The 16,248-nt window shown below is 42.7% G+C and carries 16 protein-coding genes; 10 read left to right on the forward strand and 6 right to left on the reverse strand.

What is annotated here, in order from left to right:
- Positions 1 to 66: 66 nt before the first annotated feature.
- The 3 genes from LCL89_RS15395 to LCL89_RS15405 all read left to right on the forward strand — a co-directional run bounded on the left by LCL89_RS15395 (position 67) and on the right by LCL89_RS15405 (position 2,339).
- Entirely contained in the window at positions 67 to 1,404 is a 1,338-nt protein-coding gene (locus LCL89_RS15395; protein WP_224810835.1) for a sodium-dependent transporter, read from the forward strand.
- 258 nt (positions 1,405 to 1,662) lie between these two features.
- On the forward strand, positions 1,663 to 1,959 hold the full coding sequence (locus LCL89_RS15400; protein WP_197317166.1) for a YwdI family protein: 297 nt from the start codon (positions 1,663 to 1,665) through the stop codon (positions 1,957 to 1,959).
- Between the two features lie 11 nt (positions 1,960 to 1,970).
- Positions 1,971 to 2,339 (forward strand): DUF423 domain-containing protein, encoded by a 369-nt coding sequence (locus LCL89_RS15405; protein WP_197317167.1) that lies wholly within the window; start codon positions 1,971 to 1,973, stop codon positions 2,337 to 2,339.
- 81 nt (positions 2,340 to 2,420) lie between these two features.
- Here LCL89_RS15405 and LCL89_RS15410 read toward each other — a convergent pair whose 3' ends face one another.
- From LCL89_RS15410 to hemQ, 4 genes are all read right to left on the reverse strand, one after another.
- The gene (locus LCL89_RS15410; RefSeq protein WP_197317168.1) at positions 2,421 to 2,669 is read right to left on the reverse strand and encodes a hypothetical protein; all 249 of its coding nucleotides are present in this window, start codon (positions 2,667 to 2,669) and stop codon (positions 2,421 to 2,423) included.
- 65 nt (positions 2,670 to 2,734) lie between these two features.
- Positions 2,735 to 3,220 carry a spore coat protein GerQ gene (gene gerQ, locus LCL89_RS15415; protein ID WP_404813442.1) on the reverse strand — a complete coding sequence of 162 codons (486 nt, stop codon included), beginning with the start codon at positions 3,218 to 3,220 and terminating at the stop codon, positions 2,735 to 2,737.
- A 37-nt stretch (positions 3,221 to 3,257) separates the two neighbouring features.
- Positions 3,258 to 3,680, reverse strand: a complete 423-nt coding sequence (locus tag LCL89_RS15420; protein WP_197317169.1) for a cell wall hydrolase — start codon at positions 3,678 to 3,680, stop codon at positions 3,258 to 3,260.
- Positions 3,681 to 4,229: 549 nt separating this feature from the next.
- Positions 4,230 to 4,967 (reverse strand): hydrogen peroxide-dependent heme synthase, encoded by a 738-nt coding sequence (hemQ, locus tag LCL89_RS15425; protein WP_224810837.1) that lies wholly within the window; start codon positions 4,965 to 4,967, stop codon positions 4,230 to 4,232.
- A gap of 240 nt (positions 4,968 to 5,207) precedes the next feature.
- Here hemQ and pta point away from each other — a divergent pair, with 240 nt between their 5' ends.
- Positions 5,208 to 6,182: a phosphate acetyltransferase gene (gene pta, locus LCL89_RS15430; RefSeq protein ID WP_197317171.1), complete on the forward strand. Its 975-nt coding sequence runs from the start codon at positions 5,208 to 5,210 to the stop codon at positions 6,180 to 6,182.
- A 27-nt stretch (positions 6,183 to 6,209) separates the two neighbouring features.
- Here pta and LCL89_RS15435 read toward each other — a convergent pair whose 3' ends face one another.
- Positions 6,210 to 7,052: a lipoate--protein ligase family protein gene (locus LCL89_RS15435; RefSeq protein WP_224810838.1), complete on the reverse strand. Its 843-nt coding sequence runs from the start codon at positions 7,050 to 7,052 to the stop codon at positions 6,210 to 6,212.
- Positions 7,053 to 7,287: 235 nt separating this feature from the next.
- Here LCL89_RS15435 and LCL89_RS15440 point away from each other — a divergent pair, with 235 nt between their 5' ends.
- From LCL89_RS15440 to LCL89_RS15460, 5 genes are all read left to right on the forward strand, one after another.
- Positions 7,288 to 8,583: an HD domain-containing protein gene (locus tag LCL89_RS15440; RefSeq protein WP_224810906.1), complete on the forward strand. Its 1,296-nt coding sequence runs from the start codon at positions 7,288 to 7,290 to the stop codon at positions 8,581 to 8,583.
- 13 nt (positions 8,584 to 8,596) lie between these two features.
- Positions 8,597 to 9,097 (forward strand): YwgA family protein, encoded by a 501-nt coding sequence (locus LCL89_RS15445; RefSeq protein WP_197317174.1) that lies wholly within the window; start codon positions 8,597 to 8,599, stop codon positions 9,095 to 9,097.
- A gap of 172 nt (positions 9,098 to 9,269) precedes the next feature.
- Positions 9,270 to 11,246, forward strand: coding sequence for an ABC transporter permease (locus LCL89_RS15450; RefSeq protein WP_224810839.1), 1,977 nt, complete (start codon positions 9,270 to 9,272; stop codon positions 11,244 to 11,246).
- A 135-nt stretch (positions 11,247 to 11,381) separates the two neighbouring features.
- Entirely contained in the window at positions 11,382 to 11,927 is a 546-nt protein-coding gene (locus LCL89_RS15455) for a YwhD family protein (RefSeq protein ID WP_224810840.1), read from the forward strand.
- 773 nt (positions 11,928 to 12,700) lie between these two features.
- Positions 12,701 to 13,042: a YolD-like family protein gene (locus tag LCL89_RS15460; RefSeq protein ID WP_197317177.1), complete on the forward strand. Its 342-nt coding sequence runs from the start codon at positions 12,701 to 12,703 to the stop codon at positions 13,040 to 13,042.
- Between the two features lie 188 nt (positions 13,043 to 13,230).
- Here the strand turns inward: LCL89_RS15460 and LCL89_RS15465 are convergent, their stop codons facing one another.
- On the reverse strand, positions 13,231 to 15,288 hold the full coding sequence (locus tag LCL89_RS15465; protein ID WP_224810841.1) for a transglycosylase domain-containing protein: 2,058 nt from the start codon (positions 15,286 to 15,288) through the stop codon (positions 13,231 to 13,233).
- A 129-nt stretch (positions 15,289 to 15,417) separates the two neighbouring features.
- Here LCL89_RS15465 and speE point away from each other — a divergent pair, with 129 nt between their 5' ends.
- On the forward strand, positions 15,418 to 16,248 hold the full coding sequence (speE, locus tag LCL89_RS15470) for a spermidine synthase (protein ID WP_197317179.1): 831 nt from the start codon (positions 15,418 to 15,420) through the stop codon (positions 16,246 to 16,248).

Below are 16,248 nucleotides of genomic sequence, written 5' to 3' on the forward strand. Positions count from 1 at the left end.
TCTTATTCTGTGGTATGCTGATGAATATTTATTAAAGAGAATTTTAGAGTAAGGGAGATGAGATAGATGGCCCGCGAAAAATGGGGGACGAAATTAGGATTTATGCTTGCAGCCATGGGCTCGGCTGTAGGGCTTGGGAACATATGGAGGTTCTCTTTCGTAGCAGGGAATAATGGTGGAGGAGCATTTTTACTTCTGTACCTCGTCTTTGTCTTATTGATCGGGATACCGTTGCTGTTGACCGAAGTGAGTATTGGACGAAAAGCCGAGAGTGATGTGGTGGGTTCATTTAAGAAGCTCGCACCGAAAACACCTTGGTACTTAACAGGTTTCTTTGGTATTACTAGTGCATTTTTAATTTTAAGTTTCTATGCAGTGGTTGCTGGATGGGCTATTTTTTACTTTTGGAACTACGTGAACGGTTCGTTTTTCACAGAGCCTGAAGTAGGTTACGGAGGAGCTTTTGGACAATTTATCGGACATACATGGCATCCGATAATATGGACAGCGGTGTTCATGATTCTTACTATTGTCATTGTGCTCAGTGGAGTTAAAAAAGGAATCGAACTTGCCAATAAAATCTTCATGCCTTTATTAGCACTTATATTGATTGGTTTAGCCTTCTTCAGTTTATCTCTTGATGGAGCTTCTGAAGGGCTGAAGTTTTTATTTGCACCAAACTGGTCAGCTCTCAGTGATCCTTCTATTTATATAGCTGCGCTCGGTCAAGCATTCTTTTCCTTGAGCTTAGGTATGGGAGCTATGTTGACGTACGGTAGCTATTTGAAGAAAGAAGACAAACTTCCTAGTGCAGCCGTAGGTATCGGATTAATGGATACATTTTTTGCAGTGATTTCCGGGTTGGTAATCTTTCCTGCGGTGTTCGCTTTCGGAATTGATCCAAGCTCTGGACCTCCGCTTGTATTTATTACTCTGCCGAGTATATTTGAGCAGATGCCTTTAGGTGGAATTGTTGGTCTAGTGTTCTTCTTCGCATTGGTTTTGGCATCCTTGTCTTCATCTGTGTCCATTTTAGAAGTGCCGACCGCTTACTTCATGAGTGCATTCGGCTGGTCACGTTTCTCAACAAGTGTGGTCATGGGGTCGATCATGTTCGTCATGGGAATTGCTGTATCTCTAGGATTTGGTGCGTGGGCTGGAGTCACTCCGATCGGAGAGAAAAACATTCTTGATTCCATGGATTACATTGCATCAAACATTCTTTTACCTCTGGGAGGCCTATCCATGGCTTTGCTGGTCGGATGGTACTTCAAAAAGTCTACTGCTTTGGAGGCAACAGATATGACAGGCTCTCCATTTGCAGGCTTATGGTATAACATTGTGAAATACGTTGCGCCGGTCGTTATATTCCTGATATTCCTTAATAAAATCGGTGTGATATAAATCATTTGTGAATAGTATTGAGAGATTCAATAAATTTAGGTGAATGACATCTATTCATTTACTGCATCAAGCTCAGGGCTTCCAGCTCTGAGCTTTTTATTAGGAATTGAGGGAGCAAATTGTAACCGACCGGACTCTAAAGTATCGGAGTTATGATTTTTTTGTGAAGCTGTTGGCGGAAATAAGACAGAGCCTCTGGAAAATGTTAAACTACGACAGAGAAAAGATTATTCAGTACGATGATAAAGGAGTATGAAGATGGCGATTTCAAACCAAACCGTCTTAAAGAAAATGTCCAGTGAAATACAAGAAGCGATGTTGAAGCACGGAGACGACCAACAGGTGAGAGAACATGTTCGTTCGGTGAAGTTGCTGGCAGACTTATTTCTTGAGCAAGAAACAACAACTACCCAACAGGCACCTACGGTAAATGAACCGACAGTAGAAGAAGTGAGAAAGATGATGGGGGCGAATGAGCCTGCACCATCAAAACAGAAAAAAGAAGAGCCGATTGATCATGACGATGCCAATGGTTCTTCCATTTTTGACTTTTAGGAGGGAGACATATGAAGATATTTTTAATTCTAGCCATATTGAATGGCTTCCTTTCTGTTGCTTTAGGAGCATTTGGTGCTCATGGTTTAGAAGGGAAAGTATCTGAGAAGGGGTTGGAGCAATGGGGCAAAGCGGTGGATTATCAAATGTTCCACACTATGGCTCTATTTGTGACTGCACTGTTGATGGGGAAAGCACAAACTGGTTTGATGACAGGTGCAGGCTGGATGTTCATGATCGGAATCGTTCTATTCAGTGGCAGCTTATACATTTATGCTACGACAGGCATTAAGACGTTTGCTATGATTACTCCACTTGGGGGCTTGTCCTTCTTGATCGGTTGGATTTTGCTTGGGTATGCTGTTATCAAATATATTTAATCATTTCATTTGTTAAGAGGAGAGATGTTTTCAGGAAAGAAGAATGACCACCTCTTTCCTGAAAGCAAGAAGGACGACCTTCTAAAAATAAAGGATCGTCGTAAACAAAACAATGATCAGTGCGCGCAGCAGTTGGATGATGCTATTCACCATCTGCTGCTTTTTTGATTCCACAAGAGCTTCAAATAAAAAGCTGGTCGCAAGCACGTAAAACATGAGCAGAATAATCCATTGGTGGTCAAGTTGGAATAGACCTAAAACAGCCAGAAATACAGCTAATAACAGGGTCGCTAATTGAGCTTTGATGTAATTTTCATGAGGATGTCGCATCTGTTCACCCTTTTCCTTAATAGTGAAAAACCCGCTATTGAATAGCGAGTTTTCAAATGTTCTCTTTACCTTGGATTGTAGTTGGCCAACCCTGGGGAAGCCCCGTTAAAAGGGTATTGGTAATTGATTTCTTCGTCGAAGGTTACATAGTCCAAGTAAACCATAAGTAATAAATAATACTTTCCTGTCTGAGGATCACTCAATACGATGTGGTCACGCCCAGCTTCTTCTACGATTCCTTTGAAAACTTTTGCATTCCATTGATCGTTGTTTTCGAACGTCATATAAACGGTCGCAGGCTTACCAGCGTTCAGTCGAAGAATATTCTCTATATATGATTCTTCGGTAGGCAGCATAGTTGGAGGGTTATACCCTTTACCTTTGCCTTTCCCTTGAGTCATAGGTGGTACTTGGAGTCCGCCCTGCTGAGGGAATCCTCCACCACCCTGACCTGCCATAGGGGGGTGAGGATAATATTGCATATAAGGGTTCCCCGGATAAAAAGGCTGTCCCTGGCCATACATTGGTCCTTGACCATAGCCGCCGGACATTTGTTTTTTGTGAGCCAATCCAATCACTCCTTAATCGTTAGTAAACATTTGGACATTCTGAAGGTATAGGAGAATAGAAACAGTGGGACTTATACCTCCCTGTGTTCCATTGCCCGAACCACTGTTCCGGGCAGTCTCCTTCCGGCTTGAAGAACCATAGGGAATTGGTCGCTGGGTGATAACGTCCCCCTTTGATCACCTTACGGGCAAGTCTTTTGTCTTTTTCTCTTGCGCGTTGGTAAAAATAACCTTTTTGAGTAGCCTCGAATCCCCCGGGACTTTGATAAACCATATCCCTGATGGAAGTGATATCTGTGAAATCTATACAGTCTCCACGTACACGGTTGACCCCGGTATTACCGACCATAAGCATTCCAAGCTTTCCATCACCTTCAGCTTCAGCGCGCATCAGCCTGGCAAGCAGTTTTAAACCAGCTTCGTTGTAAGGGATAACGGCCACGCAGTCACCTCACTTCATCTACGATCATGAAAGGTTGTTCTTTAACACTATATGAATGTCTGCCTCGAAGTTATGAGTAAAAAAATAGTAGGACAACTTTGAATGAATAAAGGGCGCAAAAAAAACTACCCTCTCTGACTGAATTCAGAGAGGGTAGATTTTGGGGTGGGGGTTGTAAAAGAAGAGGTTAATTTGAGGATGTATTTTATGAAAGGCTCTGTTAAAGTCTGTTGTTGATATCTTAAACGATTACTAAATAGTCCCCGTCAGGGTATAAGTGTAGTCCGTTATTTACTCAGAGCATGATATGGCAGGGAAAACAGTCCGCTTTCCGCGGGGGACGCTTGAGCCTCCAGTGGGATAAAGGTACATCGTGAATCCTCGGAAGGCGCAGCCTGAGTAGGCTCACGGTACCCCACGGAAAGGGAGTCATTCTAAAAAGCCGCCTCATAAAAATTCCAGGACAGAAAGAGATGATAACAACACCAAGCAATAACAGAGCCTTATGAAAAACAAAAAAGCAGCTGGATTACAGCTGCTTTTTATCAATTATACGTGTAGGAATTTCTCCACAGCGTCTGGTTTCAGAATGTTTCCGATGAAGAAGGACCCGAAATCACCGTAACGGGAGGTAACTTCATCAAAGCGCATTTCATAAACGAGCTTTTTGAAGTTCAAGACATCATGAGCAAAAAGCGTTACGCCCCATTCCCAATCATCAAAGCCGATGGATCCTGTAATGATTTGACGGATCTTACCGGCATATTGACGACCTGTCATTCCATGAGCATACATCAGTTTGGCGCGCTCATCTTTTTCGAGGACGTACCAATTGTCATTACCCTGACGACGCTTATCCATCGGGTAGAAGCAAATATGGTTCCATTTCGGTAATGTCGGCTTCAGACGCGCTTGGATTTCTGGATCATCTTCATCCGTATTCCCCATGTAATTGGATAATTCAACGACTGAAACGTAAGAATAAGCAGGAGTTGTAAACTCTGCCAACTTCGTTTTGTTGAAAGTATTTTCAATGTCGTTCAATTCTTCCATCGTCGGACGGAGAATCATCATCATGAAATCTGCTTTTTGACCAACGATTGTATACAAGGCGTGACTGCCTTCTTTATCAGTCTCTGTTTTGTCCCATTTTTCAATGAGTTGATGGAATTCAGAGATGGCCTGCTCTCGTTCTTCAGGGCTTGCATACTTCCAGGCTGTCCAGTCGATTTTTCTGAAATCGTGCAAGCAATACCAGCCATCCATTGTCACTACTGCTTCTGGCATGGATCAATCGCTCCTTTTTATATGAAGTTTGAATTTAAAAATATCCTACCTCAATATAACACAGATGCATGTCTTCATCATTGATTAGGTGGGATTGGACTGGTTTGTACATGTTTTGAGAAGAAATAGGGTAAAGTGAAAATGAAATCGCTTCCCGGATGAAATTATGAACGTACTACTTTCATTTATACACAAAACGTCTTATCATATATAACAGAAATGAAAAATGGAGGGTTCAACATGAGTAACCTATTTGATACTTTGAAAGCGAAAATCGATGGAAAAGACAAGAAGGTCGTGTTTCCTGAAGGTTTAGATGAACGTATCCTTACTGCCGTAAGTCAACTCGGAGCCGAAGGTATGGTTACACCTGTACTAGTCGGAAATGAAGATAAAGTGAAACAGAAAGCTTCTGAACTGGGTGTGGACATTTCTGCATCTGAAATTTTGGATCCTGACAATTATGAAGCGATGGATGAAATGGTCGCAAGCTTTGTGGAACGCCGTAAAGGCAAAGCTACAGAAGAAAAAGCGCGTGAGATTCTTAAAGATGAAAATTACTTCGGTACAATGCTCGTCTATATGGGGAAAGCAGATGGCTTAGTCAGCGGTGCAGCCCACTCCACTGCAGATACGGTCCGCCCGGCGTTGCAGATCATCAAAACGAAACCGGGCATTAAAAAAACGTCTGGTGTGTTCATCATGGTTCGCGATGAAGAGAAGTACGTGTTTGCAGACTGTGCCATCAACATCAATCCAGATAGTCAGGATTTAGCGGAAATTGCTCTTGCGAGTGCTGAAACGGCTCAGTTATTCGATATCGACCCTAAAGTTGCAATGTTGAGTTTCTCTACAAGAGGTTCCGCACAATCTCCTGAAACAGAAAAAGTGACAGAAGCGTTGAAGCTTGCCAAAGAACAGAATTCTGATCTGTTGATTGATGGAGAATTCCAGTTTGATGCTGCTTTCGTTCCTTCTGTAGCTGAGAAAAAAGCTCCAGATTCTCCATTAAAAGGAGAGGCGAATACGTTCATCTTCCCAAGTCTTGAAGCGGGTAACATCGGCTATAAAATCGCTCAGCGTCTGGGGAACTTCGATGCTGTTGGTCCTATCCTCCAAGGTCTGAACCAGCCGGTAAACGATCTTTCCCGTGGTTGTAATTCCGATGATGTCTACAAACTGGCACTGATAACAGCAGCACAATCTGTTGAATAATGAACAATACAAAAGCGCTCGTTCATCTTATCGAAGATGGTCGAGCGCTTTTTCGTTTCTTTGAATCATTTGTTCCAGTCGTTTGTTGAACCATTCGATTTCCTGTCCTTCTAATGGGGCAGGGACGACTTCTCCAGACAGTTTGTAAATCTGGGTCAATATTCTATCGCGTACATCAGCGACACTCAACTGACTTCCTAATAACTCATTCAAGGAAGCCATGACTTCTGGGTTGATGTCAGGATATTGGAAACGGGTATCTTCATCACGCTTCCCAATTTCATAAAACCGTTTTAAAAGGGAAGCTCGTTCTGATCCGCTTCCTGTCACATCCAAATAAATTTGAACAGCTGACCCATTTTTTACTCGGCGTTGAGAGATTCCGGCAAACTTCTGTCCTCTTATGCTTAAATCATACGTTCCAGGGCAGTAGGAGCGTGTAATTTCATAGGCTTCGATTTCATCGGTCAAATCGCTGAACAACAGTTGGATGAAGGAAACCATGGCATCATACCCATCATGGATGTTTAATTCCTTCGAATCCGGGAAGATGAGTGAGAGGTTCAGAACGCCTTCATCGAGAACAACGGCAAGGCCCCCTGAATTTCTCACAATAGCTTGATACCCTTCGGATTTCAAATAGTCAACAGCTTCTGATACATAAGGCAGACGGGCGTCTGGAATGCCTAGTACGACGGTATTATGGTGGACCCATAATCTTGCTGTTGTCGGACTCATCCCCTCACCGACAGACATCGATAGAGCATCATCCATGGCGAATGACTGTAAAGGGGAGAATGCAGGGCCGAGGCTGCTTTGGTCGATGAAACGGTAGCGGGAAGGTTGAATTAATGTATGGTTGGTTTTCATAAATCGAGTACTCCTTTTTGTTCAATCACCATCTTTCATTATATCAAAAGAAAGGTATTGCATGAATCTCTTCTCCTATGTAAAATCTTCAAAGGAAAATTAAACAGGAAACACTGAATGCTCACGTTCTGCAGTTTAAGCGTAGAAGTTTGTCCCCCAATGTCTGTCAAGTAGTTTTTTTGTCGTAATGAAAGGTATATAATAGATAAAAATGTCGTGTAGAAAGGACAAAATGATGGCCTATCGTGATGAAAGACTAAGTGAAGAAAAAGTATTCAAAGACCCGGTCCATCGCTATGTCCACGTCAGGGATCGAGTTATATGGGATTTGATCGGGACTGCTGAATTCCAAAGGTTAAGAAGGGTCAAACAGCTCGGTACATCCTATTTGACTTTCCATGGTGCAGAACATAGCCGTTTCAACCATTCGCTGGGTGTGTACGAAATTGTCAGACGGATTATAGAGAACTTCAAAGACCGTCCGAATTGGGACCATGAAGAGCGCCTTTTATGCTTGAGCGCTGCACTTCTTCATGATCTTGGCCACGGACCTTTTTCGCATTCCTTCGAAAAAGTATTCAAGCTTGATCATGAATACTTTACTCAAGCCATTCTGTTGGGAGATACAGAAGTGAATCAGGTGTTGAGGAAAGTGGAACCTGAATTCCCGAAAAAAGTGGCGGATGTCATTAACAAGACGTATCCGAACAAGCTTGTCGTCAGTCTGATTTCAAGCCAGATTGATGCGGATCGAATGGATTACCTTCAGCGGGATGCGTACTTCACAGGAGTCAGCTATGGGCACTTTGATATGGAACGGATCCTAAGAGTCATGCGGCCGATGGAAGATCAGGTTGTCGTCAAAGAGAGTGGTATGCATGCGGTGGAAGACTATATCATGAGCCGTTACCAAATGTATTGGCAGGTTTATTTTCACCCTGTGACTCGCAGTGCCGAAGTGATTTTATCCAAGATCCTTCACAGGGCAAAAGAATTATATGATAAAGGCTACAAATTCAAGCTTAAACCGATTCACTTCCTTTCTTTCTTTGCAGGTCAGCCTACACTGAAGGAATATTTGGCGTTGGATGAGTCTGTCACTTTGTATTATTTTCAAATGTGGATGGAAGAAGAGGATGAGGTTTTGAGTGATTTATGTACCCGGTTCGTGCATCGTCGGTTGTTCAAATATATCGAGTTCAATCCGAATTCACAAATGAACGAATGGATGGAATTGTATAAGCTCTTCTCAAAAGCAGGCTTGAATCCGGACTATTATCTTGTCGTCGACTCCAGTTCTGATTTACCTTACGACTTCTACCGTCCTGGAGAAGAAGGGGAGCGTCTGCCGATTCATTTGCTGCAGCCGAATCAGGAATTGAGGGAGCTGTCGCGTTTATCGGACATCGTAGAATCGATATCCGGTAAGAAAAGGACCGATCATAAATTGTACTTTCCTCTGGATCGCCTGGAGGAAATGTCGAATAGAAGTAAAACGAAGAAGCGGATTATGGAAATATTGTATGGATAAGGAGTGAGCCTCCATGTTGGAAAATCATGCGAAGCTTATGCAATTTTTCTCAAGTACCGATGAAGTCATAGGAAGAAAACGTCTGCAGAAAATGATATACATACTGAAGAAGTGTGATATTCCATTTGAAGAACGTTATCAGTTCCACTTTTATGGCCCCTATTCAGAGGAATTGACCTTGAGAGTAGAGGAAATGTGCAACCTCGGTTTTATCAGTGAAACTAAAGAGGAAAAGAAAAACTACTACCAGTACCGTTACCGCCTTACTGAAAATGGGCGCGAGTTTTTGAATCATTATGAAATGGACCTGCCTCCATTGGAAGAAAGTATAAAAGAAATGAATGGAAAGACCTCGAGGTTTTTAGAGCTCGTCTCAACCATGCTTTTCTTTGAAAATCTGACTAAAGAAGAAGTTTCAGAAAAAGTCTACTCTGTAAAAAGTACACAGAATTATACAGATGAGGATATCTCAGACGGATGGAAATTTATTGAAAAATTAAGAAGCTTTCATTAGTATTATATGTAATGGAAAGGTATACCAAATAATGGTATACCTTTTTTTATTATTAGCTCTTTTAAGTTTGTTGTTTATTTTTTAAACGATACTAGTTGACCTGTCTGGGGTGTGGTTTCAGTCAGTTCTTTACCAAGCGTACAGGGCCTGAGAATATGAAAGGGGAAGACGGATGAGATTCTTGAAATTTATTGGGTATTATTTCGTAGGCATCATTGGTATTCTACTCGTCAGCGTATCACCAGCTTTATTTAAAATGGGGGAGTTCTTAAGTCTTTCCTCTTATACAACCCAATTACAAAGGTTAATCAGCCAGCTTCGTCATCCGGAAGAGTGGGTGTATGAGACGCGCTTTCGTTCAGAACCACTGTTTGATTACCTATGGGAACCTTACCTCTATTCCATGACAGTGTTGACCTCGGGTATTTTAGTCGGTTTTTCCCTCGCTGTTCTTCTAGCGATAATCACCATTTTAATACCGAACTGGGCCAAAACCCTGCTGAAGCGGATTACCAGTGTATTCGAATCGGTGCCTGATCTTCTGCTCGCGTTCGGCATTCAACTATTCATTGTATGGTTTTATAAACAAACTGGTTTATTAGTCGTCGATTTTGTTTCTGTAGGTTCTGAAAAAATTTACGGTCTGCCGATTCTGGTTCTATCCGTTTTACCGATGTTGACGATGTATAAAATCATGACTCTACTTTTTGAAGAGGAAATGACCAAGTCTTATGTAGGCTTGGTTAAGAGTAAAGGGATAGAAAAGGTGACGATCCTTTTCGTTCATGTGTTTCGTAATATCTTTAAAAGCGCTTTTTACAATTCGAAAATTATAGTCTGGGGATCTTTATCCAGCCTGCTCATCATCGAGTACATTTTCAATATGAACGGGATCACATCTGCCTTTCTCAGCAATTTCCAACCGATCGTATCATTCATGATCTTGTTATTGATTTTCACACCATTCTTTTTCGTTTATCAAGGAACTGAAATGCTCCTTTTCAAAGAAGATGAGAAAACAGAAGAAGTTTTAAAGATGAACACGTTCCTCAGTTTTGGAAATGTTTCATTCCGTATCAAATGGTTAGGAGACGTTTTTAAAGAAATAGGGGCTCACTTCAAAAATATGAAGTTTTTAATGGGGTTCTCAATTATCTTCATTATTTTGTGCAGCAGCATAGTTTATACACTGACTGCAGACCCATTAATCGAAAAGTTTTATCATATTACGGATGAATCAGGAAAACTAGTCAGTGCAGCTCCTCATACCCCTGAGTTCGTGTTTTTAGGTACGGACGCACTAGGCTTCAGTATCTTTGATCAATTGATGGTCGGTGCTAAATACACCATTGCTTTTGCTGCAATCATTGCTTTTTTAAGGATGATCCTCGGATTTCTGTTCGCCGTACCGTTTGTTTTCTTTCTTCCATTGAAAGTGCAGAAAGTCATGGAAAAATTAATTGACAGTCTTCATTTCCTTCCGATGACAATCATTGCCCTGTTGTTGTTACGACCTGTGTTGATGATGCCTTTGGATACCGGGTTTAAGACATCGGAGATGGAGAGAATTCTTTATCAAGGAGTGATTTTGACGCTTCTTGCTGTCCCTCTCGTTATGACGCTCTTTGGAAATGAATTCAAACTACTCATGAGGGAAGAGTACGTAGCGAGCACGAAGATTTTGGGAGGGAGTTCCCTCCACTTGTTATGGAAGCAGCTCCTGCCGCATTTGAGTGCCCGCATGGGCGTAATCTTCGGTCAGCAGTTCATTCAAACCCTTCTTATTTTCATTCACCTGGGCGTATTCAATATCTTCTTTGGTGGTACAAAAATCAATCGGAGGGACCCTCCGACATCCACCACCTTTGAATGGTCTGGAATGATCGGATCAGCTAAAGATTCATTGATGACAGGGCGCTGGTGGTTGATCATCCCGGTACTGCTGGGATTTATGGTGCTGATTGTATCGATGCAGATGATCATTCAAGGAATTAAAGAAGTTCAGCAAGTTCGTGTAGGAGTGCCTTTAGAAAAGAACAGCTTTTGGAAAAACATCTTTCAGAGACGTTCTCGTTACCAAAGAAGGGTGCCTGAACCTCAAGAAGAAAGCTTTGTATTAGTGAAAGAGAAGGAACGGAAGTCTTCCTGAGTATTAATCAAACGTTTGTTTTATGTTCATAGCCCTGTCACAGTTCAGGCCCCCTGAAGACTATCTCTAAAAACACCAGCCGTATTATGTTAAAATAGGACAAAACAGACAGGCAAAGAAAGGTAGGCAATAATCATGAAGGAATTCGATCAATTTAAAAACCAAAAAGACGAGAGCGGAGATAAAAAGAAAAACCAATTCACAATTATCAAAGATGATTCCACAGACGGTCATGGAGGCTACGGGGTTGGATCCATCAGCTTGGAAAACATGACTCCGGTCATCGTCGATCCGAACGAAGAAGAAGCATACGTAGATATGGGAGCTCTTCACGCACGAAGCAAAGTGGAGAAACGAATCAAGTTCATCACTGATCGTGAAGTGGTCGCGAACGGTCTATTGTATTGGATTGTATGGGTGACGGTCGATTATGTGGACGGAAAACCTGCTTTTTATGGGGTGGCAGGAAGTGAGATTGTCGTCGATCGTTCCATCAAGCGTGGTTACAAATTGATGCCTGAACACGTCAATCATATGGATAAGTCATTGAAAGGGCATTTCGTCGTCGATCACATGGATGAGAAATCGAAACACCTGTTGGGTGAATACTTAAAAGAATTCAAACCTGATTTATGGGAAAACACAAAGCAGGAATTGAAAGATTCTCTTGGTGTCGAGTAAAAGCGAAAGCACTCCTGATCATAGGAGTGCTTTTTTGCTGCTCGCTTTCAGGAATAAACTCTTTGTACACCTCTGTTACTTCAGAAGATTGTTATTCAAGGAATCAACTTTACTTTAATCAGGTTGATGATTGTTTCCGTTGCCTGGAATTGAAGTAGGAGGTCCGGGGAATCACTCGCTTTCCGTGGGCATGCGATGAGCCTCCTCAGGTAAACCTTCCGGGGTCTCATCTGACATGTTTTCCCCACAGGAGTCTCCTGATTCCCCGGACCTCCTTATTTTGTGAAGTAGAAATGAAAATCCTCAATTAAGGCGTAGAATTGGTGATCGCTCTATATGGGACAAAAACTTCTGCTGGTAAGCTTGTATGTTCATCTTAATTGAATGCATCTTTTTTCTAGGCTGATACGCTTGATAAGGGGACTGGTCCGTTCACTACAATTTAGTGGAGAGGCTGGGAAACGGCGAGACTCCCGCGGGAGAAGGGGCTAGGCTAGATCCCGCAGGCGTAGCCGAGGAAGCTTGCCGGGTCCCCCGCAGGAAAGCGAGTCGTTTCCCGGCCTCTCCAGTTTTTTTATGTAATTGAAATCAAAATAAAGTTGCAATCATAGATTTCCAAACATCTCCTAAATGAAAAAAAGACTCTCGAAAATGTTGATGTGCGCTCATTAATCGACAAAAGCGCTCCTCATCCCCCTGAAAATTCCAGTGTATTTCTCATCCCTTTTTGCTATAATAAGAACAAACGTTCGTGTGTAAGGAGTGGAGATGAAATGGATAGCCGTAACCGAGATCGAGGGACAATCAAATGGACATCGCTTATGCTGCCTGAGCATGTGGAGATGGTGAAAAAATTGTGGAAAGAGGACCAGCGGGTAGAAAAAGGGATTATTGACGAGCAGAAAGCGGTAGAGATCGATTTTTTGATGCAAAGAGCACTGACGGATGATTTGACGGTGAAAGCGCGGGTTCATAATGGCTTCGAATATGAAGATCTATGGTTGAAGATGGAGTATATCAGTAAGCTGGACCGGAAAGTTTACGGAATCAACTGGGAAACGAAAGAATCGATAACGATCCGTCTTGATGATATTGCTGATTTAGCCATCGAATAAGTTTTGGATTTTGTTCACAAAATGTTCACTTAAAAATAGGGAAAACCAGACGGGGAATCTTGACGAACAAGTCGTGAGGGTAATATATTAAGTAACACATGGGTTTACATGTATTACTAGGACAAAGAAAGCGACCGGCACAGACCGGTCGTTTTCTTTGTCTTTTTTTATAGTTTTTTCGTTTAGATTTAGAAGAACCAATCGACGACATCCTTGAACCAAGGATCATTTTTGAATTCATCTTCCACTTCTTTTTTCGTTTTATCTTCATTTCCACCGCAGACTTCTTTAGGGATGTCTGCTTTGTCCATGTAAACGAGGCGTTCCCGAGGACAGTTCGGACCAGACAAATACCCTGTTTCAGGATCGATATAAACGCCTTTGACGTTGGGGGTAGGGATGAAAGCGGCCGGAGGGAGCTGTTCGTGGATGGTTTCCATCGTATCCGCCCAAATCGCTTTCGCATACCTTTTTTCATTAAAAGTCTTCAGCATCCTTCCACCTTCATCATGTCCCACCCAAATGGCAGATACGTATTGAGGACTGAATCCAATCATCCAGCTGTCAAAGTCTGTCGTACCTGATTTACCTCCATACATTCGTGTGAGTTTTCCTTTGATCGGTGACCCTGTGACGGAAGCATATCCATCAAGCGAAGAATCGAACATGCCTGTCATCATGTGTGTCACTGTAAACGCACGGTCTGGGTCGATTGTTTTTTCTTTATCGTATTTCGGCTGATATTCATAAAGGATATTTTCATGCCGGTCGGTTATTTTTGCGATTGTGTGTCCTTCCAGCGACTCCGATCCTTTGACCATTTTTCCATAAGCATTGATCATTTCATAAAGAGAGATGTTTGCAGCACCTAATGCAAGAGAAGGGAGCGGAGATACAGGACTGTCGATTCCAAACGTTTTTAAAGTGTCTGCAAGTCTCTCCGTCCCGATATCCATATGGGTAGAAACGGCATAGATGTTATCTGAAACGGCAAGTGCTTGTGCCATCGTGATAGCAGTATCGGCATATTGATCGTTGTAGTTGGATGGAGCATACTCGTCCTTTTCATCCTCCACCTCGAAGCTTGTGGGTTTACTTTCAACCATCGTAACCGGGCTGTAGCCTTCATCTAACGCTGCATAATAGAGAAATGGTTTGATGGTCGATCCGACATGGCGTTTCGCTTGTGTGGCGCGGTTGTATGGACTTTTCGCATAATCCCGGCCTCCGACGAGTGCGGTGATGGCCCCTGTATGACTGTTCATGATGGAGGCGGCAATTTGAATTCCTTCTTTTTCAGGAATGTGGCTTTGGATCTGGTGTTCAAGTGTTTTCTGGTGGTTTTCATCCAGTGTGGTGTGGATGTGGTAACCACCTGTCTTCACCTGCTCACGATCAATATTTAAATGCCGGGCCGCTTCTGTGATGACTTGGTCCTGGAAGTACGGAGCGATACGTTCAGCCTCAGTTCCTTCCTTTCCGGAATACACAAGACCAGCTTCAACGGCTTCATTTTTCTCTGATGAAGTGATAAAACCATGTCGCTCCATTTCTGATAAAATCAGGTTCTGCCTTGTTTCCGCTTTTTCCTCGTTGGCCAGAGGGGAATAATAACTCGGCCCTTTCGGAATCCCGGCCAGCATCGATGCTTCTTCCAAAGACAGTTCGGACGTGGATTTATTGAAATAGTGACGGCTGGCTGCTTCGATTCCATAGGCTCCATGCCCGTAGTAGATCGTGTTCAAATATCCTTCGAGAATTTCGTCTTTGTTGTAAAAAATCTCTAACCGAAGGGCATAAAGCGCCTCATGAAATTTTCTTTTCCATGTCTTTTCATGGGACAAATACAAATTTCGGGCGTACTGTTGAGTGATGGTGCTTGCGCCTTCGACCATTCTCATCTGCTTGAGGTCAGTGAGGGCGGCAGCTGCTATCCGTTTCAGGTCAAACCCGAAGTGGTCGTAAAAACGGCGGTCTTCGATAGCGATCGTTGCGTTCTTGATCGTATCCGGCATTTTATCAAAACTTACCCAATACCGTTCTTCCGCTCCATGATCTTCTCCGATCAGTGAACCATCTTTTCCATAATAGAGCGTGTTCTGCTCTGTCACTAAGGAAGGCGGCCCTTGTGTAATGGCGTAGCCTAAAAGGACAAGGGTACAGGCCAGGACCACCAGGGCGCCTAATATCCCAAGCTTGATCCCGCGTTTGATACATAGGTAAGTAAAACGAATAAATAGTATCATTCTCTTAGACTCCCAACTGTAAAGAATGAATAAAGACTGCTATTATTATGGGAGAAACCATAGTAAAATAAACGTCTTGGTACGATTTCCAGGTTTGAACGAGATTCAAAGAACAAAGGAGAATAGAAAATGGGTACATGGTTTACTGAAAAACAAACCGAAAGCTTTGGTATTACAGCAAAGGTCAAACGCTCCCTGCATAAAGAAAAAACAGACTTTCAAGAATTAGAAATGTTAGAAACAGAAGAATGGGGCAACATGCTTGTCCTTGATGATATGGTCATGACCACTGAAAAAGATGAATTCGTCTATCACGAAATGGTGGCCCATGTGCCGCTTTTCACTCACCCTAACCCGAAACATGTCCTTGTTGTCGGAGGTGGAGATGGCGGTGTCATACGTGAAGTTTTGAAACACTCTAGTGTAGAAAAAGCCACACTGGTCGAGATTGATGGAAAGGTGATCGAATATTCGAAGAAACACCTTCCCAGTATTGCCGGTGCGCTTGAAGATGAACGGGTAGAAGTGAAAGTGGATGATGGTTTCATGCATATCGCTGAAAGCGAACGTGAGTATGATGTCATTATGGTAGATTCTACTGAACCGGTCGGCCCTGCCGTGAATTTATTCTCCAAAGGGTTTTATGAAGGCATCTCCAAAGCGTTGAAAGAAGACGGTATCTTTGTGGCGCAGACGGATAATCCTTGGTTCAAAGCTGATTTGATCCGTCAAGTATACGGGGATGTGAAAGAAACCTTCCCGATCACGAAAGTCTATACGGCGAATATCCCTACTTACCCAAGTGGCCTTTGGACATTTACAATGGGGAGTAAAATCTATGATCCGCTGCAAGTATCTGAAGAGCGCTTTTTTGATATCGATACGAAATATTACACGAAAGAGCTTCATGGGGCATGCTTTGCGCTGCCGAAGTTCGTCAAAGATTTAACTGAGGAGTGA

The organism is Halobacillus yeomjeoni, from assembly GCF_020171525.1.
GTDB classification, from domain to species: Bacteria; Bacillota; Bacilli; order Bacillales; family Halobacillaceae; genus Halobacillus; species Halobacillus yeomjeoni.